18 protein-coding genes are annotated in these 25,789 nt (G+C 41.2%); 1 reads left to right on the forward strand and 17 read right to left on the reverse strand.

Annotated features, from left to right (window positions below; genetic code table 11):
• Positions 1-6: 6 nt before the first annotated feature.
• Positions 7-1,269, forward strand: coding sequence for an aminotransferase class V-fold PLP-dependent enzyme (locus ACVBDU_RS07195; RefSeq protein WP_447179088.1), 1,263 nt, complete (start codon positions 7-9; stop codon positions 1,267-1,269).
• A gap of 349 nt (positions 1,270-1,618) precedes the next feature.
• Here the strand turns inward: ACVBDU_RS07195 and ACVBDU_RS07200 are convergent, their stop codons facing one another.
• The 17 genes from ACVBDU_RS07200 to ACVBDU_RS07280 all read right to left on the reverse strand — a co-directional run bounded on the left by ACVBDU_RS07200 (position 1,619) and on the right by ACVBDU_RS07280 (position 25,762).
• Entirely contained in the window at positions 1,619-2,503 is an 885-nt protein-coding gene (locus ACVBDU_RS07200) for a hypothetical protein (protein ID WP_447179089.1), read from the reverse strand.
• Positions 2,504-2,518: 15 nt separating this feature from the next.
• Positions 2,519-7,849, reverse strand: coding sequence for an MBG domain-containing protein (locus ACVBDU_RS07205; RefSeq protein WP_447179090.1), 5,331 nt, complete (start codon positions 7,847-7,849; stop codon positions 2,519-2,521).
• A 178-nt stretch (positions 7,850-8,027) separates the two neighbouring features.
• Positions 8,028-8,957, reverse strand: a complete 930-nt coding sequence (locus tag ACVBDU_RS07210) for a hypothetical protein (RefSeq protein ID WP_447179091.1) — start codon at positions 8,955-8,957, stop codon at positions 8,028-8,030.
• 2 nt (positions 8,958-8,959) lie between these two features.
• Positions 8,960-10,612 carry a hypothetical protein gene (locus tag ACVBDU_RS07215; protein WP_447179092.1) on the reverse strand — a complete coding sequence of 551 codons (1,653 nt, stop codon included), beginning with the start codon at positions 10,610-10,612 and terminating at the stop codon, positions 8,960-8,962.
• Positions 10,613-10,628: 16 nt separating this feature from the next.
• Complete coding sequence (locus ACVBDU_RS07220) at positions 10,629-11,126, reverse strand: phage tail protein (RefSeq protein ID WP_447179093.1); 498 nt, start codon at positions 11,124-11,126, stop codon at positions 10,629-10,631.
• 323 nt (positions 11,127-11,449) lie between these two features.
• Complete coding sequence (locus ACVBDU_RS07225) at positions 11,450-13,195, reverse strand: hypothetical protein (RefSeq protein WP_447179094.1); 1,746 nt, start codon at positions 13,193-13,195, stop codon at positions 11,450-11,452.
• Positions 13,196-13,452: 257 nt separating this feature from the next.
• On the reverse strand, positions 13,453-13,950 hold the full coding sequence (locus tag ACVBDU_RS07230) for an FG-GAP repeat domain-containing protein (RefSeq protein ID WP_447179275.1): 498 nt from the start codon (positions 13,948-13,950) through the stop codon (positions 13,453-13,455).
• A gap of 202 nt (positions 13,951-14,152) precedes the next feature.
• Positions 14,153-15,616 (reverse strand): serine hydrolase domain-containing protein, encoded by a 1,464-nt coding sequence (locus ACVBDU_RS07235; protein WP_447179095.1) that lies wholly within the window; start codon positions 15,614-15,616, stop codon positions 14,153-14,155.
• A 3-nt stretch (positions 15,617-15,619) separates the two neighbouring features.
• On the reverse strand, positions 15,620-15,811 hold the full coding sequence (locus ACVBDU_RS07240; protein ID WP_447179096.1) for a hypothetical protein: 192 nt from the start codon (positions 15,809-15,811) through the stop codon (positions 15,620-15,622).
• Positions 15,808-16,320 carry a hypothetical protein gene (locus tag ACVBDU_RS07245; RefSeq protein ID WP_447179097.1) on the reverse strand — a complete coding sequence of 171 codons (513 nt, stop codon included), beginning with the start codon at positions 16,318-16,320 and terminating at the stop codon, positions 15,808-15,810. The genes ACVBDU_RS07240 and ACVBDU_RS07245 overlap by 4 nt, the downstream gene beginning before the upstream one ends.
• Positions 16,321-16,359: 39 nt before the next feature.
• Positions 16,360-18,063, reverse strand: a complete 1,704-nt coding sequence (locus ACVBDU_RS07250; protein ID WP_447179098.1) for a serine hydrolase domain-containing protein — start codon at positions 18,061-18,063, stop codon at positions 16,360-16,362.
• A gap of 55 nt (positions 18,064-18,118) precedes the next feature.
• A complete protein-coding gene (locus ACVBDU_RS07255) occupies positions 18,119-18,568 on the reverse strand; it encodes a TolB-like translocation protein (RefSeq protein ID WP_447179099.1) in 450 nt (149 codons plus the stop codon).
• Between the two features lie 13 nt (positions 18,569-18,581).
• Positions 18,582-19,301: a CPBP family intramembrane glutamic endopeptidase gene (locus tag ACVBDU_RS07260; RefSeq protein WP_447179100.1), complete on the reverse strand. Its 720-nt coding sequence runs from the start codon at positions 19,299-19,301 to the stop codon at positions 18,582-18,584.
• Between the two features lie 55 nt (positions 19,302-19,356).
• Entirely contained in the window at positions 19,357-20,682 is a 1,326-nt protein-coding gene (locus ACVBDU_RS07265; protein ID WP_447179101.1) for an amidohydrolase family protein, read from the reverse strand.
• Between the two features lie 148 nt (positions 20,683-20,830).
• The gene (locus ACVBDU_RS07270; RefSeq protein ID WP_447179102.1) at positions 20,831-22,483 is read right to left on the reverse strand and encodes an FISUMP domain-containing protein; all 1,653 of its coding nucleotides are present in this window, start codon (positions 22,481-22,483) and stop codon (positions 20,831-20,833) included.
• A gap of 135 nt (positions 22,484-22,618) precedes the next feature.
• Complete coding sequence (locus ACVBDU_RS07275; protein WP_447179103.1) at positions 22,619-24,226, reverse strand: choice-of-anchor D domain-containing protein; 1,608 nt, start codon at positions 24,224-24,226, stop codon at positions 22,619-22,621.
• 312 nt (positions 24,227-24,538) lie between these two features.
• On the reverse strand, positions 24,539-25,762 hold the full coding sequence (locus tag ACVBDU_RS07280) for a hypothetical protein (protein ID WP_447179104.1): 1,224 nt from the start codon (positions 25,760-25,762) through the stop codon (positions 24,539-24,541).
• Between the last annotated feature and the right edge of the window lie 27 nt (positions 25,763-25,789).

Below are 25,789 nucleotides of genomic sequence, written 5' to 3' on the forward strand. Positions count from 1 at the left end.
ACACTTATGAATTCAGATCAAAAAATCGCACTTCCTTCCGGCAGTGTATTTTCAACCGGAGAAGTACAAAAGTTCAGAAATGAAACCAGGGGATGTAACAACGTTATACACCTCAATAATGCAGGCGCCGGGTTAATGCCGGATGTTGTTACACAGGCACAATTGGACCATATCATGTTAGAAGCTGAAATAGGAGGGTACGAAGCCTCTGCACTTCGGGCAGACCTGGTACAGGAGTTTTATCAACAGGCGGCCGGTTTGCTGAACTGTAGTCCCAATAACATTGCGTTTACTTCCAGTGCCACGGATTCGTATATCAGGGCCTTATCTTCCATTCCTTTTCAACAGGGAGATATAATTCTTACGGACAAGGACGATTTTGTATCCAATCAAATACAGTTTCTTTCCCTGCAAAAAAGATTGGGCGTTCAAATTGTCCATATCAATAATGCCTCTATTGGTGGTGTGGATCTGCAAGACCTGGAGGAAAAACTGAAAAAGTATCAACCAAAACTTTTGGCTATAACTCATATCCCCACAAATTCCGGTTTAGTCCAGCCCGTTGATGAAATTGCCAGGATTTTCGATGACTACTCCCAAACTGTTACCGATAAGACCTGGTACATATTGGACGCATGCCAATCAGCTGGTCAAATGAAACTAGATGTACACCATCTCAAGTGCGATTTTTTAAGTATAACCTGCAGAAAATTTTTGAGGGGACCCCGTGGCACCGGTATACTATACATTTCCAACAAAGCTCTTGATAGCCGTTTAGAGCCCATGTTTATCGATATGCGCGGTGCTACCTGGATTGAAAAAGACCGGTATGAACAACAACCCCACGCCATGAGGTATGAAGATTGGGAGTTTGCCTACTCCACCGTGATGGGAACAAAATTTGCGATTGAATATTGCCGGAATATTGGTGAAGACCGAATAGAACAGCAGGTAAAAATCCTTTCTGAAACGCTCAGAAAAAAATTGCAGGAAATGGATACTGACCGGATACGGGTTTTGGACAGAGGGCCGGAACTGGGAGGTTTGGTCACATTTACAGTCAGGAATTCCAGTCCTGTGACCCTTGTAGATGAGCTTTTGAAAAGAAAGATCAATGTGGTACCAAGTTACCGGGAATTCGGTGTTTTTGATTTTGATGAAAAAGGGGTTACCTGGGCCATAAGAGCTTCTCCCCATTATTATAACACCCTGGATGAACTCGATATTTTTATTGAAAGTATAAAAGAAATATTGAAGCGATTCCGTTGAGAAATCCACCGAAAAATGTAAAATAACTTTACATGCTTAAAACCGGGACTATATTTATAAATTAAAAAAGGGACAAGTCAAAAATTATGTGGCTTGTCCCTTTATAAGTGACGCTGGCAGAGCGATTTTCGAACCGGTCTATGGGAATTTTAAGAGGTTGGCAATAGAAGGTTGGATAACTTCAAGATTGCATTAGTATATTTATTTCTTTACAGTTCATCAAAACGTTTTATCCGGGAAAAGGTTATTTCATAAAAGAAGAGTTTATGCGATGGCCTCACAGGGAACAAAATCATTAAAGCAATCAAGGACCTTTTTATCTCAAAAAATAGCCTGTGTTCCGTCATAATTACCATAAAAGAGCATACCTTATTTTTATCCCTGCTGCAAAGGTACGCACACTATCTGCATAGGCCTGGCCTGCATTTTTGTTGGATGAGGTAAAGACGGAGTTATACGTAAAATCCGCAGGAGACTGGGTATTATAGGTAATTAAATGATCATTGCCTGCATCATTAATCGTGTTAAGCCCGTATTCCACAAAGATCCCCACATATAAGACATTCTTTTCGTTGATAATATGCTTTATCCCGGTTTCTGCCACGATACTATAGGAATTGTCCAGGTCGAGTTCCTGTCCGCCTGTTCCCTGGTTGCCAAAGTCACCGAAGCCCATGAACGACGGGGATCCCAGTAGTGCATTCCATTGCGGATAGTAACCGCTGGTGTGGAGGCCTTCTGCCGTCACGCTGTATTCCGTATGGACCGGGAGTCCCAGCTTAAAGCCGCCTGTGGCATAAAAACGCACGTTATCGTCTTTGGATTGATAAGTTAAAGTTAAAGGGATATTGAGGTAATATACATATTGCCGTTCTTCATACCGATCGATATTGTAATTGAACTCAAATTCATCACCCTCAATATCTATTGCAGGATAGCTGTCTTCCAGCCCGTTGAAAACGGCCCTGGAGTTATAGGACTGTACTTCCCCGCCCAGTCCAAGGCTCCAGTGTTTGTTAAGCGCATAGGCATAACCTATTCCTCCGCCCACATTGTCCGAACGGGTACGGTGTCCCTGGTCCGTATCGTAGTGAAGAGATGAAAATACACCGTTTACATAGGCCGATACTTCATGCCGCTGTTGTCCGTAGCCCTCTGGCATGATAAAAACGGTGAGCAGAAACAACAAGACAACGGCGTAGTTTTGTTTTATATGAGATAAAGCTATTTTCATGGGTATGGTAGCGTTTTATTTTACGATGATCTTAAATGACTTTTGCAGGCGGTCTGTAGTACACTGGATAATATATACCCCGGGGGGCATGCCCGAGACCTGCATCGTACTGTTTTCCCTGTCTGTAAAGAAACGTTTGATTTCGCGACCGGAATGGCTATAGACCCGCACCTGCATGGTCTTCCGTTCTTTTTCCGGAATATCGGCCTGTATGTTTACAGTATTTCCCGTGAGCACGGGGTTGGGATATACGATGATCTTCCCGCTGTGCTGTATTTGCGGCTGCATGGGGCAACTCCGCAGGGTCTGTCCGTCTCTGGTGGTCATTTCCACATGATAAGCGGCATCAGAGTCCAGGAGGTCCGTGCTGCTGTCCCCGGCTGAATAGTATTGCCCGTCACCGATAAAACTGCCATTCCTATACCATTTATAGCCTACAAATTCATAACCGCCGTTGGTCTGCGGGTTATTGTTGACCAGTAGGACATTATTGAACTTCTGGATTACGATGTCTTGAAAATCAAACCGTTTTTCCACGGTGACTTTATAGGTTTTGGTGGTGCTACCATCCTCGGAGGCCACCGTTATTTCTTCGGTATAAATACCCGGCCGGGGCAGATCCATAGTGAATTGACGGGCCGGGCTTACCGAAGCATTGGCCTCGGTCTCTATTTCCACCTCAACCGAACCGGCCATATTACCACAATTCACTACGTAACGGGTCTCCGGGCCGGGGATTTCATACACGCTTTCGGCGATCCGAAGGATATGTATGGAGGCATCACCGCTACTGATCTCTAATACACGGTTAACAGGCGTTGCAGGAAGGAAGTTGTGGTTTCCTTCCTGGGTGGCGGTGATCGTTATTTCCCCGGAAGTGTGCAGGGTGACTTTTCCATCAGAAGTTACGGTAGCCGGAGAACCGGTTCCTTCGGAAGCATGGGAATAAGTGACCGGCAACCCGGAGCTTGCCGAGGCTTCCAATACAAATTCGGGGGTATTTTCGAGATTTTTGGCAGGTATGGGGGCAAATACGATTTCCTGGGTGGCCCGGTGTATGGTCAGTGTGGCGGTGAGTTCCAGATCTTCATAATTCGCTCCGCCGTTGATCTGCGCGGTTACCGTTTGAGTTCCGGCATCGGTTCGGCCATTGTTCCGGTAGGTGACCGAAGCGCCTTCGGGCAATTCACCGGCAATGGCAAGTGTATGTTCCGCACCGTCATAGGTGAACTCGTCATCGTTAAAGGCAATGTTATCAAGATTCGCCGGGGTAATGGCAAATACTGCCCCTTCATAGGTGATGTCGTAATTGCTCCCGGCGGTCAGTGTGCCTTGCGTAATGGTGTATTCGCCTACCGTTTCACCGGATTCGCGTTCAAGGGCTCCCGAAAAGGCATCATCCCCGATCAGCCCGTCTGCCGTATAAGTCAGTTCGAGATCAGCCTCTCCATATACCTTACTTTGGCTATCGGCTGTTATGATTAATGCGGCCCGGGTGATCTCTAAATTGCCCTGCGTATAGCCAATTGTATAATTCGGGGAAGTATGGCCCGAAGCGATTATGCCATAATCACCCACATCCTCGCCTGCAGCCCTGGAAACGGACAAACTGCCGTCCAGGTCACTTTCATCATCGCCGTTGACAAAACCCGTATAGCTTACCGTCCAGGTCGGATCCGTTTCTCCGTAAACTTTTGTCTTATCGGCTGTTGTAACCATCAAGCTTGCCGGGGTGATCGCAAAGTCAGCACGTATAAAGTTAATGACGTAACCGGGGCCTGCGCTCAAGGTCCCCTGTTGAATGGTATAGGTCCCGACATCTTCACCTGCCACACGGGTAAGCTCCCCGCTCAAAACGGATTCATCATCCCCGTTCTCCAAACCCGTTACCGTGTACGTAAATGTCGGATCCACCTCTCCGTACACTTTGTCCTGGCTGGCCGTTACTGTCACGGTCAGCTTCTTCTCTAAAGTAGTGAAGCTTATTTCATCACCATAAACGGTTACATCATTTTCATTGGTGCTAAATGCCCTGACATAATAAACCGTATTGGACTGTAACCCTGATACGTCCGTTCCGAAGGATCCCGATGTGACCGGCATCACTATTTTTGTATCCGAGATGGTCGGATTGGAAGATGTCGCATACACAATTCCCGACTCCCGTTTACAGTTCACCTCACTATAGACTACTGTTCCGCCGAGTTCCGCACCGGATGAAGTGACATGGGAAGTTGAAGCGGTAGTCACCGTTGCCATATCGGGCGCCGTCACCGTTGCCGAAGCAGTAGCCTCCTGACCATTTCCATCTGTTACCGTAACCGTATAGTTTCCAGCTTTCAAGGCGCTAACGGTATTCGTAGCAGAAGAAGTATTAAGGGAAGAAGAACCATTGCTCCAGCCATAGGTATAATCGGGTGTGCCGTCATTCACCTGGACGGTGAGACTTCCGTCAGATCCCCCATTACACGAGACATTTGATTGGGCAATGACCTGTGCGGTTATGGGGACTAACTTGCTAACCGTATCGGTCACTTCACTTCCGGTATTTCCATAAGGATCTTCAAGATATACTGTCAGTGTGAGTGTTCCCGGATTTAAACCGTTCAGGTCAATACCCGCGATCTGATCGGTTGACGAGACGATGGTGCCATTGCCCGAAACATCGGTACCTCCTTCGCTACTGGAAAATGTATAATGGTAATCCGCACCTGCTTCTGCACCTGAAAACGTAAAACTTACGGCCGATTGGTTAGCCGCATTAATGGGGTCCTGGTCGATCGAAACACCATACCCCGCTGGCACTACGGCATCTACCAGCACGGCACTGGTGCTGCCTATCCCTGAGAGGGTGGGGGAAGCATTATTACCAGCCACATCCTGCAAAATAGCACCGTTCTGCACAATGGCAGCACCCAGGCTGATGCCGTTCGTATCCAGGTCGCCATCCTGTACGGTGTAAGCGAAGGTCAGCACACTAGTACCGGTACCTCCGGTATAGCCTGCATGCACGGTAGCAGTACCGATAGTGACCGGCAGGGAGGGCATACCGCCGCTGACCGTCACCTGCTCGCTGTAGTTCATAGTAAAACTTAACTCATCTCCGTTGCGATAGGTACCGTTGGCCGGTACGGATACGGATGTTACGACCGGTGAAGTACCATCATAGTTGAGCGTAAGCGTATCGGAAGCGACATTGTCATTGTTGCCGATATTCTGTGCTGCGCCGGCAGGGATACTCAGGCTTACCTCGCCATCTGCTGCTGGCGTTACCGTTGCGGTGTAGGTCATATTATCGGTGGTTTGCAGGTTGCTTATGGTGGCGACATTGGTCGCGGATATATCTTCCACGGTTAGGCCCGTTACGGCTTCGGAGAATACGATATTGATCTCGAAGGGCTGATTTACTGATGAAACGGTGGCAGTGGATAAAGTGACCGAAGGATGTTCCGTATTTACAAATATATTGCCGGTATCGGGGAGGTTGTTCAGCGTAAGGTCGGCATCTGTTCCGTTGTGTTGAATGGTCCCGTCATTGGCAGCGAGGGCGCCTGTTGCAATGCCATCCATGTCCATATCGCCCTCCTGTACAGTATACCTGAATAGCAGGGCAGCAGTCCCGCTCCCGGAAATATAACGGGCATACCGGGTGGTATCCCCTATGGTCAATGCGAGTTCCGGGGTACCTCCCGCGGTATTTACCGTTATATCTTTATCGAAATTAACGGTAAAATCCAGATTTTCCCCGACACTATAAGTACCGTCGGAAGGGACTGCAACATCCGTTACCACAGGAGGCCGGGGATTGCCCTGAAATTCATAGGCCCCCATATCTATCACACCGCTGTTGGTATAGTCATATACTCGGGCATTACCCGCTAAATCGATATCATTGGCCAAATCGCCACGGGCAGTGGTATAAGCTGCATTATCGCCCGCATTAATGGCGGGGCTGGTGTTTTGCAGGGTATAGTCGCCATTTGCCGGGTTGGTAAATTGCGGGTCGACATTTATTCCTCCCAGATCGTTTTCTATAATCGTGTTGTTTATGCTTGTATTTGAAACAGTATTAATTGATCCATTATCCCATATGATACTATTTACTATAGAACCGCCATTGCTTCTAATTCCCCTTTCATTATTTGTCACTGTAACATTTACCAATACCAATTCACTGCCGCCCCCCGCGTTACCAATAACGTAACCATATTTGCCTGCCTGTTCCAGGTTTCCGGTAAAAAGCGAGTTTTTCACCAATGGTGAACCGCCGTTGTAGATACTCAAGGCCATAGTCCAGTACCCGCTGTTTTTAGTAAAAATACAATTTGAAATCGTTGGCGAGGAACTGTTCATGATAAATGCTCCAAACCGGCTTTCTATGAAAGTTCCATTAACCTTAATTTCAGGTTGAACATACTCATTATCCGGGATTTCATACCCACATCCTTCCTGAACAGTAAATCCATCGACGACTGCATTCCCTATATCACCGACAGACAGGAATATGTGATAGGCATTATTCTCCCGATTATTATCCAGCTGCAACTCTCCGCTTAATATCGTTTTGTTAGTATTCCAATCCCGATCATTGACCGTTGGGCTACCATTATTGGGGAATCCACCGAAAAGCTGTACATCAGGCACGAGTACAAAGGCGTTGTCTCGGCCACCATCGGCGGTGTAGTTTCCGTCTTCGGCACTATACAGCGGTTTATACGTGCCTTGGGCCACGTAAATTTGTAAAGAGTCGCTTTGCAGCCAGTTATTGTCTGCATCGTGTTGTTCTCTTGCCCATTTTAGCGCATCGGCGAGTTCAGGAATGGCATTGACCCAACTATCACCGCTTTCATTACCGCCGCTTACGTTTTGGTTCACATAGAGGATATTGCCGGCGCCCGGTTGAATGACAGGAGAACGTACTTCCAAGGTAAACACAGTTTTGCAATCGGCTGGGTCGTCATCGTAGTGAACTGCTATCGTACTTGTCCCTGCCCCTTGAATTACAAGAAAAAACTGCCCGTTGTCTTCACTTATTGTGGCAACAGTATGGTCGCTACTTCCATAGCTCACATGGGTTGTCAGATCTCCCCAACCTTCTCCCAGAGAGCCTTCTGCCGGAGTAAAAGTTTCTAACTCTATTTCCTTGCCCGGGCTGTAATTGATAGTATAGGTTTGGTCAACCCCAAGGACCGGGCTATAAAAGTGAACTTGTGAATCAGGACATGATTGTGCATAGAGACCGGAGCCCGAAAAACCTGTAAACAGCAACATCATCATAATTATAATGTTGATTTGAGATATGGCAAATGGGAATGTTCGTTTTAAAAAGGGTAGAGGTATCTTCATATGGGTATGGTTTTTTGGCGATAATGCTTGAGTATTTTACGTGTCAAAATTGGATTTAACCTGAAAAAACACCAAAAAAATAACCTTACAAAAACATTACAATTTGCGATTATTGCACTTCTTCACGATCGTTGAGGTCAATAAATACAGATTAGCGGACACGAAAATCTTTCAAGGGTTATTTAAGTTTCCGTCTTTTAGCTCTTTTTGGAGCTGTTATATATTCCCCGGCATGAGTAGTATTATCAGGAGGAGAAAGAGTATTAGTGTTCAGTTTACGCTTTCCTTTTGCATAGGACCCTCCGGAAATCTTGACTCCCGGAAGTAAATCTTCGTCTCTCATTGGAGAATGTGGTTCGTCGACTTCAAGATATCTATCAGGTTGGTTAAGTGTAGTATCTTGAGTACTTGATATAAAGTCTTTCGCATACTTCAAAACAATTTGTTTACTATCATCATCGAGTTTAGCATACATTTTACTCACTCTTTTTTTCATTTCATTCCTATTTGCTTCCCATATGGGACCAGCAGTGGTATCTTTAAGTGTGTGCTTCTTTGAAATCAATGTTTGAGCTAATTTCCCTGGGGCAATGGAAGTTACTGTCATTGATCCAAAAATAATGGCAATTACTTCCTCTGATGATGTCGATTTAGCCAGATCACCATCGGTAAGAATATCCATAACTGATTTTCTTAAGAGGTCGTGTGCCTCTGCCTGTCCAGATAGTGGCATGCCCGATCCTGAGTGGCCTGCAATACGGTTATTTGACCTTGATAAAATTGTTTGAGCTGTATCAGTTCTATAGCCATCTGCTATATTTATAACATGGTTTAGGATTTTACTGTTCACCTTGGTGTTTACATACTTCTTAAAAATTTTATTCTTTGTGGCATTTGCCAGCGTATGCGTGCCATCATTATTATTAGTGGCTTGGGTTAAATAAGTATAGGTATCCGTGGTTACCGCAGATTCATGATATCCGCTTCTATGTCCTGCTAATGTTTTGTTAGAAGGATTTCGAAAGCCGCGATTTGATTTAAATTGTTTATTCTTACTTTGAGATCGTGTTAATGTATCATCTTTTTCAATTTTATATTTTGGACACATAGTTAATACTTTTCTACGGAAATCGCACGAACTTTATATATACATTGTTCATAGGTAGAGGCATTGGGTTCTATTGAAATTTCAATGCAGTTTAGACCTAATTGTAAGTAATCGTGATAATCAACAGAGCTAAAATCCTGATTTCGTAAAGCAATTGAAAGGAGATTGTTCTCTCCTCCTTCGGCTTCAGTAGTATTTACATATTTAATGATCTGATTAGTTTTATCTCCATTTACGATAAAAGTTAGTTTCACACCTACTTTAGCAGTGTCTATCCAGTGTTTTATATATAACTTATAATCATTTATTGTATCTACTACTTTAAAATAAACAGATATACGTAATGGTGATTTAGTATCTTTTTTGAAAACAGCAGATATAGATGTCTCGGAAACAGAGAAAGGAATATTCAACGGATCTGGATATTTGTCGTATTTCGTAGTATCTTTAACCAGTAAAGTGTTATTGGTAGCATTGATTTTAAAAGGACCTATAACAGGGGGAACCGTAAATTTATTAGGAGTAAACCCGATTATTGCAGGTTTGTTTGCTTGTCCCAATACATCGAGTGCCATAATATCCAGATTAATACTGGTAACAATATCATCGTCACTTTGTAGGCTAACGGGTTTTTCATCCAAATATACTCCGAGTTCCTTTTCTGAAGTAACGGAATGAGAAGCACTATAATAGTAGATATTATGACTAACATCAATATCAGGATTTTCTCCTTTATCATCGATATTTATTGAAATAAGCCATGATGCTTTCATTACAAAATTGATCCCAAACATGGATAATTGGCTCGGTGGATATAAACAATCGGCGTCTGGGTCATAAAGACGATTGATCATGTCTTTGGGTAATACCAATTTATACTGATTGGAGGCATTTCCATTTTTAGAGTTTGGATTTGTAATAGTATTAGAAATTTCTCTACATAAAATTACATCCCACGGATATTCCTGTCCAAATATCCAGGTAGGGTTTTGATTAAATGGATTCACAAAAGCGTAAGCGCCCCAATCTTTTATACTCATAGAGTTAGAGTTAGATTGATTTTCATTACTGCTTGAGGACGTGTCTTTCCCATGTGTCTGTGAATGATCATGAATCGAAGTGGATGCATGTTCATAATTGCCGCTCACACTTCCCCCTGTATCACTTACACTAACTGAAACTCCAAAACTATTGGTTTCAGAATTAGATGAACCTATCGTATTGCTTATTGAGCTGTTTTGTGATTTTGCCTGCCCGATACCTGTTGAACCTGAACTTTGAACTTTTGTGTTAACAGTCATGGGAGCATAATCTAATATTTGAATATTCACACCCGATTCAGCTTCGGGCTGAAGTTCCATAAAAGTATTAAAAAGTACGGGATAGTTTTCAAAAGGAAAAGCTTCTTGATTAGAAAGAGGAAAGCCTATTAAGTTAGGATTATAAATAACTATTCGTTGCGAACAATTTAATATAAACTGTTTTCTATTCTTTTTATTCCATGAGTCCGGTTGATTTAACTTTGTGTCGATATAATTTTGTACTTGGTAATCCAATGCTATATAGCCTATTTGGTTTTTTCCATCCGAAGACGGGGTACCTTTGAATAATTTAAGGTATTTGGTATACGAATTAGGGTCTTTTTTATTGAACATCTCGAAAACTTAAGGATTAATTATTTTCTCCAGTATATATGATATAATTTATGACAAAATAAGGCTGCATGTTATTATGAGGGATATCTCCACCTTCTACTTCTGTTTTATTATTGACTGTGGTGGGTGCCCAATATGATCCGCTATAATAATTCCCACTGTCTTCTTTGCCTAAAGGATCCCTATAAACATAGCTATGACTATGTTTAGGCATTTCTTCTATAACTAACTTATGCTCTTCTTCCCCTCCGATTCCCTGTAATTTATATTCCTTTTTTGAGACAGTAGATGTCCCAGCTCCAATCAATGCCCTCCCGCATAGGTTCGGAGTTTTTTTTCCTATGGCAGCTATTAATTTTTGATATTTTTGGGGTATTGTCATGCCATTGCATAATAGCCAGCCTTTCGGAATATTAACTTCCTGTAATATAAAAGGAAATATACATCCCATGGGTATATTACTCATTGATAAGAGTGTTTCCTGAGGCGTCTTTTCTAATGATTTTAATTTCATTTTGTTTTTGCTTTAGTGGTTAATTCATTTATATAACTGATTTTGAAAAAAACAGTGGTAAGAGGGACTGATACTAAAAAGGGGATAAGGCGTTTTCATAGGATAGATTTTTAAGCATTTTGTACATACCAAAATTGGATATAACCTAAAAAAACACCAAAAAACTAACCTTACAAAAACCTTACAATTTGCGATTTTTTATGATAAAACACTGTTTTCCATATAAATAAAAAAAGAGGTAGAATACAGACCATGCCCTCCATTATCAACCCTGCCTGTATCAGTACGGGGGGAAATAAGCTCCGTGTTAAGAGAAGTAGATATTACAGGCTTCGAACGAGCTGGAAGAGTTCTTTGCGGTCGTTGAGCTGCAGTTTTTTGCGGATGCGGTGCTGGGTAACCAAAATGGTATTGGCCGATACGCCGGACATCAGCGCCATTTCGTTATTGGTAAGCTGCAATTTTCCCAGGCACAAACAGCGCAATTCGGCCTGGGTAAGGTTGGGATATAAGGTTGTCAACCGGGCGATAAAATCGGGATATACTTCGTTGAACGATCTTTTAAAGTTATTCCAGTCTTTGGGAGTTAGAATGCTCCTGCTCTTCAGTTCTTCGAGCAGGCCGTCTTTGGCTGTATTGCGTGTTTTTTGAAGTTTCTCGATCACCTGGTGGTTCTCCCGTATTTTTTGGGTGAGATTGTCGAGTTTCGCCCGGGCGTGTTTTAACACCTGCCTGGTATTTTTATGTTCCAGTTCTTCAATTTGCTGTTGGCGGGCCCAGAGTAGTTTTTCTTTATTTTTCTTTAACCGGACTGTGTAATACAGCGTAAATCCCATTACGGCCAATAGGGAAACTATCCCTATGAAGGCACTGTAACGAAAGCGCATGGCAATATTTTCCTTTTCTTGCCGGGCTATTTTGTCACGGTTTTCCTGTATGTGGAGCTGGTCTTGCGTCATTTTGACCAGAGCAGTATTGTATTTGGAATTCACCGCATTTTCTACGGCCACCAGGCTATCCTGGTAAAACAGCGCTTTTTTATAGTCTGTCTTTTTAAGGTAATAGCGATAAAAATTTTCATAGTGTTGCCTTTTGTTAATTTCCAAGACCTGTTGTTCACCAAATTGAAACGACCTGTTTTTCGGGAAATAGCTTTCGGTCAACAGGATAAGTCTGTGGGCTTTTTGCAGCGAATCGGTTTTCAGGTACGCTTTGGCGAGGTCTGCACAGGCCTCCAGGGGTATTTCGAAATGCTGATCGGTATTTTTGTTCAGCTCATAGTTTTTAAGGAAATCGGGCAGGGATTTTTGATAGGCCTGCCTGGCATAATACACCTCGCCTATATTGCCCGATATGAGCCCCATCCAAATGGTATCGTGATAGTGTTCTGCTTTTTTATAGGCCCTACGCAGGTAAGTGACAGCGCTATCCATCCCGCCTGATTTCAGATAGGCCATTCCCAGTGTATTGTAGCGCTGAATATCGAGGTTATCGTCAAACGCAGGCAGTTTTATAGAAGTCTTCATTACCCTGATAACCTCATCGTAGTTTCGGAAAAAATAATAGTCGAGGGCCAGGTCGTGTAGGTACTTGCCGATATTGGGCACATTCTCATACCCCAGCTTTCTGAATATTTTCTGAGCATTCAACGAATTCTCAAATGCCGGGCCGTATTCTTCCAGTACAAACTGGTTTTGCCCGATTTCATGGAGGCACATGCCTTTGTAGAGGGGATCGTCTTTAAATTCTTTGTTTTCCAGTATATCCTGATAGACCTTCAGCCGTTTATAACTGTCGGCTTCAAACAGAGCCGATTGCCTTAGCCTTAAAAAACGGAGTTCTTTCAGAAGAAATTCATCGTGATGTCTCCGGGCAAAAGAGGTGGCATTTTTCAATAACATATTTATCTCTTCTTCATCGGAATGCCTTAAAATATACGTGTTAATGGCCCGGGCCCTCTCTATGGGAGATCGACTTTCCAGCAACTGCGCTGTCTCATCGGAATATTGTTGGGCACATAACGGAAAACTGCATAACAGGAAATAAATACAAGGGTAGATTTTTTTCATAGGCCGGTTATTAAGGAGCCGTTCGGGTCCGGGGGTAAAACAAAAATACATTTTTTTTGAGAATGAATAAAGACGTGGCAGAAAGCTCTTCTACGACGCTACAACCCTGCGGGGACTACACGGGGAGATTGTTTAAACATGCGGACCGGGAAGAATCCCGGAGCCTGACCAGTTCGATATCCCCTCTAATTTGACTTTTGACGGATTTTCGTTTGGAACCGAAAGGATTAACGATGTAGCAGATCTTATCCACCACATTAACAAATAATTACCTCCAAATAAAAACGGGACAAAAAAGAATTCAATTGGCCGTTATTGAGATATATTTTATTGCTGCTGCCACGCTCTGCCGTAATTAAATCCAAAAATCCGTCTTGATTTATATCGGCTGTGGTGAGGTTCCGTGAGGGAGATATGGAACCGAAGGTCGTTGCATTGCCGAAATCATTACCGGCGGTTCCGAAATACAACTCATTTCTTATATTGTCATTGGCTACTGCGATATCCATAAATCCATCATTATTAAAGTCAGCACTTACCATGGCGTATGAAGCGTTCAAAAATTTCCCTATGGGTTGCGCCTGTTTAAAACCGCCTTTTCCATCGTTGTAAAACACATAATTTTGTTCGGCCCAGTGACGGCCATTTGCTACAAGCGCATCTAAATCCCCATCTTGGTCGATATCAGACAGGGTGATTGATGCCGTTCGGTTGAACCGGGTGCCGATCGAAAAAAAACCGTCGGCATTAAAAATTGATGAATTTTACCATTTTTATTATGGTTAATAATACTTCTTCCTTTCATTACACCTTGTTATATACAACTTCAGCAAACTTTCTTTGGAGACTAAAACCTTTTTTTAAATGCCAATACGATCACGGACTTCAAATTCTAAAGGCCCGGAATGTTCCGAAGCCAGAGATTTTAAAGCACGAAAAACTTCCTTTTCATTTCGTTTATTGTTTAAGATAATCGCTGTTATATCCATCTGTCTTTGTCATACGGACATACTTTATTTCACCATCTCTATTTTTTAAGAACTCATAAAGTGTATTGTTATCTGACTGTATAAATTTATTCTCTGCCACAGGAATAAGTTTTGAAGTAGTATCTGTCTCACTTAAAAAGTGAAGGGTTCCTTCAACAATCTCAAACCCCAAGACTTCGTTCCCTCCTTTAAATTTTCCTGTAAACCTGTTCATCTCTGCCTCGTTCATTACAATGCTATCGAACACCCTGGGTTTTAAGAAGTCCCAGTTGTATGCTACTGCGACTGCCCTGACGATATAACTCATCAGGGACATCCCGTTATCGCTGTTGGTCATGATAACCACGCCTTGTTTATTGTTTAAGGAAGCTACCATATAGCAGGTAAATCCCGAATTACTTCCCCAGTGTTCAAAGAGGATATCCCGGCTTTCGTCATTATAAACCTTTGCAAACCCTAATCTTTCGGGTGTTTTAGTGAATATGCTGTCTGTCATTTTTTTAGACAGGATGACATTAGTACCCGAATGATGGTCTTCCAATACTGTCAATAAAAATTTTGCTAAATCAGTAGGCGTAGTCCAGATGCCCCCGGCCGCTTTAAAAGGAAACAGTTTATAAGGGTAGGGCTCCGGTTTATCGGAATATCCTGTAGCCATTTGTTTTGAAAGGCGGTTCGGGACAGGCTGTTCAAATGAACTATGGGGCATATCACATGGTTCAAATATCAGGTCATTGATGACGGCATTAAACTCCTTGTCCGTGACATCTTCTATAAGTTTTTCAATAACGGAATAGCCCGGGTTTGAATATACTTGTTTTTGCCCGGGAACATAGACTACAGAAACAGCCGGGTCAACGGAAGGTTTTTCTCCTGCCAGCATCTGGGTTATCGTTGGAAATCCTGCGTTGGGAAAAAAGGATGACTGTACATATCTTTCAAAACCTGCAGTATGACCAATAAGTCGCCTGAGGGTTACTTTTTCATGTTCCGTGAATTTATTGTCAGGAACTTTCCATCCTTCGAGATAATTGTTGACGTCTTCATTCAAGGCTAAAATACCTTGTTCCACTAAATTTAAGGCTGCCATTGCGGTTACGGGCTTGCTTAACGAGGCACCGTTAAAAACCGTATTGGGAGTAACCTTTGCGGAATACGTTAGATTGGAATACCCATATGTTTTTTGCCAGGATATTCTCCCGTTATCAAAAAATGCGATGCTCACCCCCGGGATCTTGTCTTCCTGCATGAGTTGAGGTATCGACTTTTTATGGTCCCTGCCCTTCAGGTAATGCACCGGGACCAGGTTTTTTTCGATACCTTCTATTTGAGATATGGAATCATTATGTAATGCTGCCGGTATGATCTCCGAACTCTTTTTTTGCTTGCAGGCGGAAAAGACGATCAGAACGATCAGAAGTGTTTTTTTCATTTTTTAGTAGGTTCTCTTAATTCCTTTTTTATCAAAAATCTCAAACCGGGTATTGTCCAATTCATCTACATAAATTTTAATCCGTTCATTTCCCTTTGAATCATATATAAACAAGCCGGTATTTTTGTTTTCTTCACGACCCAGGAACATTCTGTACACATTAATTTCGGAGTCCAGGTGTTTTTTGAATTTCAAATATTCAGCATCTTTTCCTTTTTTGTCATTGATTTCGTCCTCTCAAGAAATTGATCATACAATTTTTCAACTCGTATGGAGTCAGAGCGTTCCCTAAAAAACATTCCATACCATCTTTTCCACTCACCTTCTTCCAGGTATTCGTCTTTCATGATGTCCATTATCTGGTCGTTTTTTTGCTGGTCGAAAGTGATGCCTGCAAAATTCTCTTCATCAGGTCCATCATAATAAATACCTCCCACTTCATCACCTACGCGATTAAAGAATATTATTCCTGGCAAATCTCTTTTTGAACCCGGATTATGTGGAATACCGTGGGTAGTGGCCAATGCTTGCCTTTCGGGATTGCTAATCGAAATATATAAATTTTTATCAGGTCCAATGATACTTAATCTTTCCGCTTGAATTTCTTTGAATATTTTAATGTCATTGACATGGCTGTCATAAAAGAAAAAGCAAGTCAATCCGATTAAAAAGATGAAGTTGATTGTTGGAAGATGTCTTTTCATATTTTTTGATTTGATGGTGTCCTGATTGATGATGTAAGCCTATTTTAATTTAACGGCGGGCAAGATGTATGTATCCAAAATTGAGAACGGTATTTCTTCCATATCCGGAAACAGGTTATAATTACCACTTGTTATGGTGATAGTCATTTCAATTTCAGGAATTATTATCAGAAATTGACCTCCATTACCCCAGGCTTCAATGGTTTTCACCTGTTTTCCTCCTATCTCTCGTTCCCATAATCTCCATAAATACCCGTAATCGGAGTTTTTGGGCCAATTCCCTTTTATATGAGGTTTAACGGATTCTTCAATCCATGATTCTGCAACGAGCTGTTTTCCATTCCATTTCCCGTTATTGAGCATCAACAACCCAAACCTGGTAAAATCAATGGGGCGCAGGTAAAATGAGCCGGCCAGATATCCTCTCCCTTGCGGAGATGTCAGCATTTGAAATTTATTAATTCCCATTGGTAACAATAATTCCTCATAAATAAAAAGAGGGAGGTAGGTATCGACAGATTTCTCAATAACTCCTGTTAACAGATTACTGCCTCCAGACGAATATTCGAATATTTCACCGGGTTCATGTTTCATGGGAAGGTTTAATTTGTAGCCCACCCAATCATTGTGATCCCATTGCATTTTATCCTCATTTTCCGGTTTTATCCCTGTACTCATGGTCAAGGAGTGATGAACGGTAATCTTTTTCTTTTGTACATCATTTATTTTGTAATCGGGATAATAGTCAAGAATGGCATTTTCAACTTTCAACTCCTCGTTTTTCATCATTGCCTTGCCCATGGCCAGCGATGCTATTGATTTGAATGCAGATCGTATGTCATGGAGGTATTCCCTGTCGTACCCGTGAAAATACTCTTCAAACACAAGTTTTTTGTTCTTTGTAATTATAATGCTATGAATATGTTTATAATCATTACCGGTCATTTTATCCATGAAACCTACCAGTGACATATCAATACCCACATCTTCCAAAGAAGCCGTTTGCATGGAGGAATCGGGAGACTTTGGTATTTTATACCGGTACTTTTCTTTCGGGGACCTTGGCAAATAACCTTCCAGTTCATCATCTCGAAGCTTCCTTAATCGTATTTTCCTTTTCCCACCTGGATTGCCATAAGTTAGTACCATATTCTTTTTCCCCGTATCATACACAGCTGAAATCCCGAAACGGTCGTTGGTTATCCTGAAGTCAATATTGTTTTCTTCGATCAGGACTTCCTCAATGGTGAAGTGTAATTCCCTGTTTTCCTTATTGCTTTGAATACGGGCTTGTAAATTTCCATCGGAGTCTTTGTAAAATTCCAGATAGACGATATAGTCGGTGTCAATTATTTCGGGCTTATGAACCTTGGAAATCCATGCATCTCCTTTTTTTTCAAAATTTAGATCTTGTGCCCATAAATCATTAGTCAGAACCCCATTAAGAATTTTATCGTCATCAGACAGAAAAGCATCAAATCGAAGATTCGAAGAGCCTTTAAAACTCAGATTTTCTCTTTTCTGCAAGACAGGATAAGCCGTTTTTTCAGAATTTTTATAAAGCCGGGCTTCTGTTGGGTTATTTGCAGGAAGTATTATCAACGAATCGAATTTTGCTTCGGTCTGAAATAATAATCCTGACCATACTCCGATTAATTCATCGGTCTGAAAATTTGACTTTTCTGCAGAACAGCAAGAAAGCACTACCGCAAGCAGAAGCGCCAAAAAAGGTTTTACATTCATTGTTAAGGTTTTCAGATCCTAATTATTCATTTTTTGTATATCCTCGTATAGTTTTTCAATCCCTTTCTATATACCATATATCGTAATCGTCTTTGACGTCAAGCCCATCAACAGTCCTGTCGGATATAAAGTATAATCTTTGTTCATCAGGAGAAAGGAAGGGGTCGTTACAACTGTATTTTTCATTAGACAGCAGTGTTTGCGGCTGGCTCCAGGCTTCCTTCTCCAGTGTAGTGAAACGAATTTCCGATCTGCCGTTTATGTCTGTCCCATAGTAAAATTCATTAGCTTCCTTATTAAAAACCGATCCGAATTCCGATTCCCCTTTTTTTGAAATAAGGCCCGGTGCAAACAGCTCCGGTTTCAATGAAGGAGGGGCCTGCCCTAAATACTTTTTGTTATCTGAAGGCATAGAGCAGGCAAACAAGATGATCCACAGGCCCATATTTACTGCCATTACTTTGCTGTATTTTTTTATTGTTTCCAGTCTTAATATGCTGTTCAAGATTCTTCTTTTTTTATTTAAAATACATATAATAAGTCAGTATAATAGCCGACATGTTATAAATGCCGTGGGCTACTATCGAAGCTGTTAATCTTTTGGTGAAAAGAAACAACAAAGTGTACATTATTGTGGGGACCAGGATGTCAAACCAATCCAATACGCTTACGGGCAGATGACCCAGTGCAAAAAGTATAATGGAAAGAATTGCCGAAATCCATAGCCCGGTTTTGGGATTTTTGAAAACATCTTTAAGAACATTGATAAAATATCCCCTGTTAAAAAGTTCTTCTGTGATACCGCCACCAATTACTCCCAAAGCAACAAATGAAAGCGTTCCCAACAAAGTTCCGTCATACATTGCCGACATGTCATAGATATCCGGACGGTTGATCCCGCCAGTGTTGGGGATAATGAAAACGAACTGAAGGATGGCCCATAACACCCCGAAACAGGCACCGGATAAAATATCTTTTCCGAGGTTTTCAAACCTGAGTCCGATATACTTGAAGTCCTTTTTCAGGATTTTAAGGGAGACATAGAGTAGGGCTGTAACAGATAACAACTGGAATAAGGCAATATACAACAAGTTAATACCGATTTTGCCCCCACCAATTGTGGTGATCCCAAAGAATATATCGGGAATTATAAAAAGTATATAACCTAAAATGATGGTTATAATAAAAACAGTTAAGGTTTTTGTTTTAGTAGTATGTTGTGTAGTGCTTCTTCTCATGTCTATACCGTTTTAGTGAATAAATATTTCAAGTGTTATACGGCCCTTTAATAACTCATTCTTTTCCAAACCGCCCTTGTGTTTTTTCCAAAATCGCTTTTGGGTCATAACCAATACCATTTTTAAAGACAGTTTCGACGCTTTCAATCACAGAGCCATCTTTTTTTAAATTTCCGTTGAGAATTACGAAATCTGCTCTTTTATCGGCGCTAATGGTGCCAATATCGTTGCGGTTTAATGCTTTAGCACCATTATACGTCATTATTTTAATGGCTTCCTCTGTTGAAAAACCGGCCTCTATAAGCAGCTCATAATTCCGTTGATCACCGAAGCCCGGAAGTACGTGCCTCCCGGCATCCACGCCACTACATAACAAACCTCCCATTTTGTAATACTGGTATTCAAATTGCATAATTCTTTTAAGTCGCTTATTCCGGGTTGAATCGGCAATGTTCTTGTCAAATTGCTTTCTTCGTTCTTTATATTGACTTCGTAAATAGGGAGACATTGCTTTCAGCGCTCGGGAATCTGCATAAGCCCGGCTGGGTATACTGGCCTCATAAATGGAAAGAGTAGAGGTAAGCAATACTCCATTGTCGATCATTAACTGCTGAAGCCTCCGCACTTTCGGGCTGTCTATAATGAGTTCATCCATATATTCCCGGCCACCGTTACATATACCATACTCCTTACCGGTCCTGAAATCACTGGTGCTGTTCAATCCGTGTTCTATACCGTCAATTCCGAGTTTAGTTGCTTCCTCAAAGGTTACGGAACATAAATGTCCCCTTACTTTAGCCTTGTTTTTATGAGCTTCGTCCAGAATAATTTTCAGGTTTTCCGGCCTGGTATTCCGATACACTTTAAACCATTTTATCCCTTGTTTAATATAGTACTGCATAGTATCCCTCAAATGCTTTTCATTTCTCGGGATGATCATGTTAGGATTTCCGCCTGCTCCGGTTATAAAGGGAGCACTTGGTATGATATCCGGGCCGATTTGTTTTCCCTGTTCGATGTTTTCAGACAACATCAGTTCCTGCCCGGGGGATGCGGCCCCACAGGTCTGGATGGTTGTTACCCCGGAGGCCAGATAGAGTTTGGAAGCAACATCACCAACGTATGGAAACCCCGGAATATGTAAATGATTGTGCATTCCCACAATACCGGGTATGATGGTTTTTCCGTTCAAATTAATAACGGATGCTTTCGCCGGAATTTTAATTTCACCGGCATTCCCTATGGCTTTAAAAATTCCGTTCTCTATGATGATGACCTGGTTTGACTTTATAAACCCGCCCGTGCCGTCTATTAAGGTGACATTGGTAAATGCCATCAGATTCTCGTGGTACTTTACATAAGGCAGCAGACTGTCTGACAACTTAAAGTTCTGATTTTGATTAAACTGTTCGTCAGAACAACTTTTTTTTCCTGAAGTATTCTTGCAGCTTGAAAAACAAACAATAAATACAATGATAAAATACCGGTATAATGAAATATATACAGGCATATATTTATGGGTTGGTTCTTTACTTTCTGGCATCGATCAGCTTGTTCAAAAAACATTCATAGGCTTCTTTATCTGTTCTTCTTCCGTAAACGGCTTTTGTTTTTAATGCGACAACAATGTCCATTGCAGGAAAGATAGTAATATATTGTCCCTGGTTGCCCGTAGCCGTATAAGCGCCCTTAAATTCCGGAGGTACACCAGGACTATCCCATATTCTCCACATAAGTCCTTGTCCCCACTTCCACCAGCGCCAATCCTTAAGTCTTGGGTCAACTTTATACATTTCTTTATAACTCGTTGTAATGGTAGTCATTCTTTCTACCCATGATGCGGGTATTACTTGTTCATTCTTCCATTTTCCTTTTCGCAACATGAGATACCCGATCCTTGCCATATCCCTGGTGGATAGTTCAAAATGGTAGGCTTTGAATTTAGATTTACTTGTATCACCTGATTTTTGTTGTTTCGATATATCCCATTGTTGAAAGCCTGCTTTTTTTGCGATATCCTTTTCAAAAGCCTCGTAGATATCTTTTCCGGTTTCCTGTTCGAAAATGTATCCGGCCACATTAAAATCCCAATTATTGTATATAAAGTAGGTGCCTGGTTTTTTACTGCCGCGTTCGGGAAATAACCATTCATTTCCTCCGGGATTACTTGCGGGGTGGTATACTCCCGATTTTGACTGCAGGATATCCGAAATTGTAGCTTCTTTTTCAATCTCTAATAATCCACCGACATCATCAATATGCAACTCTTTAAGCGTTTTGTTCAGCTTAATGGTGCCATTCTCTACGTATTTCCCATATAACATGGACAATAAACTTTTTCTAACCGAGGCTATATAACTCAATTCATGCGTATCTCCATAGTCGTATATCATTTTACCACTTTGTATAACAATAATCCCGGTAGCATTTGTGCTATCAATAGCATAGCGGTAAAGTTGATTGATTTTATCCTGACTCCAACCAAACTCGGATACGTCGTCCATCATCTCCCATTCTTTTTCGGGGTATGTGATATGTTCCTCAACTGGCATATCCCTCACGTATCTTACACTAAACCCGCAACCTTTATTTCCGTATTCACGTCCGATTTTCTGATTATTCAACCCTATTAATCTTTCATAAGCTCTTTCATTGTCATGGGCATCTGCTACCCAAAAATTGGCGTGTTCATTCTGAAATCTGAAATCACCGTAATCCGTTCGCCATCCGGCAAACTTTATATCAAATCCGGAACGTCCTTTTTCCTTCAATGCAACAGCACTGTTTTCATCTCCTCGCCAGCCATTTTTGACAGCCAGTTCTTTGGGCATTCCTACGGTAGTTTCCAGTTGCATCCAGTCGGCATCTGTCGGTAATCGCCATCCTTCGAGCGCTAATTCATTTGCTTTTTCCCAAGAGTATAAAGCTCCATACTTTTCGTATGATTCTGTTCTTTTTGCTTTTTTAACCGAATTTCCCTTATAACCGTAAACGGATATGTTTACAGTATCTACCTCCGGCAGATAAGCGAAATTTTCGGCAAACCATACCTGTGTTCCTATGTTTACGGTTTTATATACCTTACCATCGCGGGGGTCGGTAAATGTATTTTCCGTGGATTTTGTGTCAGCTTGTAAATCCTGTGCATTAACGTAGGGCTGAAAACCAATTGTTAATACCATTAAGAGGAGGAGGATTTTTTTTGATTTTGCGGTCATTTTGATTGATATCGGTTGTTTCTTGATCATTAAACCTGCAAGGTTTTCAAAATCTTGCAGGTTTTTGTTCTTAGCTTTTTTGTTTTTTCGACTGTAAAATTAAAGACAACTCTCGTTATAAGTATAAGCTACAGCATCGTCTTTTGTCCAATTATCGGGAGGGACAAATCCCGGGTCTATTTGAATACAAGTCAAATCGTTATAAACGGCTTCCACTTGTGTCAGGTTATTGTTATTACCATTAGCAAGGTTCAGGCTGGTTAGTTTATTGCTATGACAACTAAAAAGTCCTAACGAAGGGTTATTGGAAACATCCAAACTTGTTAATTGGTTTTCATAACAGTAAAAGTACTTCAATACAATATTTTTGGAAACATCTAAGGTTGTTAACTGATTATTATAGCAGTAAAGAAATTTTAATGCGGTATTTTGGGAAACATCCAGACTTGCTAATTGGTTATATCCGCAGTTTAACGATTCCAGGGTAGTGTTTGTAGAAGTATCCAGGCCAGTTAATTTATTATAAGTACATTTCAATTCCTTCAAAAGCGTATTTTGAGAAATATCGATGCTTGTTAACTCATTATGATCACAAAATAATATTTCTAATTTGGCAGCATTGGAAAGGTCTAAACTTGTCAATTGATTATTAGTGCAGTTAAGGTCTTTCAAGACAGTATTTTTAGAAACATCTAAATTAGTAAGCTTGTTATTATGAATCCTTAACCGGAATAAGGAAGTATTGCTTGTAACGTCTATATTTGAAAGCTGATTGTCATTACACATTAACATTTCTAAATCAGCATTTTGGGAAACATCTAAATCTGATAGCTGGTTGTTGTAACAAAACAATTGAATTAAGGCTGTATTTTTGGAAATATCTAAATCGGTTAATTGGTTGGTGGCACAATTCAAATACTCCAGGGCTGTATTATTGGAGACATCTAAATTGCTTAATTGGTTGTTATCACAAATTAAATATTCAAGAGCAGTATTATTAGAAATATCCAAACTGGTCAATTGGTTCTTTGAAACCCATAACGCCTTAATGTTTACAAAAGCTTCTATTCCTGTCATATCGCTTATGTGATAACTATCATTTAAAACACTACTGGCAATCAGGGCACTTTCATACGCTCGTGCTTCACTGATTTGTATCTCTCCATCATCGTTAGTGTCAATTTTACTATTCCGGTATCCTCCCACGGTTCCCGATGTAGTAGTTCCTTGCCCCAGTAATACTGCTTTAAAGTTAGCGTCCGGAATGTTTACTATGGCATTTGGATCAAGAGTAGCACTAGCGGATAATTCTATTTTATGCTCCCCGACGTTACTGGTAATTGTCAGAACCGCTGTTTTATTCCCTTCCCCTGCGGGTTCAAACACTATGGTAAAGTTATACGTTTTACCGGCTTGTACTATTTCTTCAGTTTCACCGGCATCAGTACTGAACGCTGAAGCATTTGAGCCGGAAAAGGTATAATTTTTTAAAGCTAGATCTTCTTCGCCTGTGTTGGTAATGGTCAATTCTACTTCCTTTTGTGTCGATATTTCTACCTCTCCAAAGTCAACTGTGTTTTCATTTATCGAAAATTCAGCAGGTATTGGTGCTATTGGTGACGGATTATCGCTATCATTATCACTACTACAACTTGTAAAAAGTAAAAAAGGGACAGCAATAAGAGCAAATATTTTTTTTGTGTTCATTAGTTTATTATTTAAAATGCTTTTTAGATTTTTCACATGATGCCTTACGTACCTGCCTTTGTCAGACAGGCCGGCACCGGAGGTGTTAATTATCAGGTTAAAGGTTAAAAGCCTTCGATTTCATTGTAGTTACTTCGGCTGGCTCTGTATATCATACTTTAGTTTTTGTATATCCTTTGGTTATTAGATTATTGAGTTGTTGCGTCTTGACTAAATAACCTAATAACTATGGTAATTTCCTCTCCGGCCGGACGGGCAGGATTGCCTTCCTAAACCCTGGACTTGCAGTCCGGAGTGCTTTAGTTTAAAAAATTAATTGCAGTCTGTATCGTATTGATTTCCCGTGGTGTAGTGGAAGAGTGTTTTACTGTACCCCCCATTCTCATGCATGGAGATCAAATCAAAATATTGAAAAGTGCAATGTCCGTCAGGCCATGTGGCCTTTGCAGCAACTTCTATAGTACGGCCAATATAGGATGCCGTAATCACATCGCTCCAGCTACCGGAGGTAATTACAACATCGGTAAAATTCTCTTTCCATCCTTTATCCTTGGCGTGTTTCTGAAGGGCTTTTAAAGCTTCGGCCTTTATTCCATCGTCATTCATGGCTGCTGCCGGCATCTCAGGATTGTCCACCCAGCTTTTCATAAATATTTCCTTTTGTTTCCAGAATCCTTTTTCTATGTCTTCTTTGGTCTTGAACTCCATTTCCGTAATCTCTTGTTCGCTGTATTTCTTTTTCTTTTCATCCCCAAACAGAAAGATGGATTTATCACCTTCATTATAGATATAATGAATACCGTTTGCGCCAAAGTATAAGTACTGGTTCGGGTCACTTCTTCCCCAATACCTGGGGGTATCGTAATAAACAAAGAGATTCGGGTTTAAATGGTGCCTGGAAAATGTCTGTGTCCCCATTTTACCTGCCAGGGTGAGCATTTTTATTTTAGCCCCGAAAACTACATCAACCGTGTTCTTGTCCACCACTTTCACATGCATCGTACTCTTCTTTCCCGTTGAGCTGATACCCCTGTAATATTTATCAACCTGAAACCTTTCATCTGCAGGAGCTTTAGCATATTTGGTCAGTAGTCTTGGAAAATAGAATTTTTCCTTTCCGCTTTCCAATACGTTTCGTCTCAATTCTGCTGTACTCTTTTTTGAGTTGACCAGTGACTGGTCGCGGGACAGTATTTCATAATAATCGGCAGGCTTTGCTGTAGCATAATTAAAATCTCCGTTAAATATATAACGTTCGAGATATCCGTCACTTTCGGCAATAAAATAGAAGAAACCTTCACCAACATATAAATAAAGTCCGTCAGTACCCTGAACCGATTTTAATTCCCTGGTATTTTCTGTTCCATCGGAATTTTTAAATGTAACGGTAAATTTTTCATTATCACAGCAATCGGATATTTCGACGATACCATCACTGGCTGTGCGATAATAGGTGCCATTCTTTAATTGTTGTGCACGGGCTGGAAAACCCATAAAAACCAAAAGCAGGCATAAAACCATTTTTGTTGCTTTCATAAAAATAAATTAAGTGTCTGTAAAAAA

The organism is Sinomicrobium endophyticum (assembly GCF_052983315.1).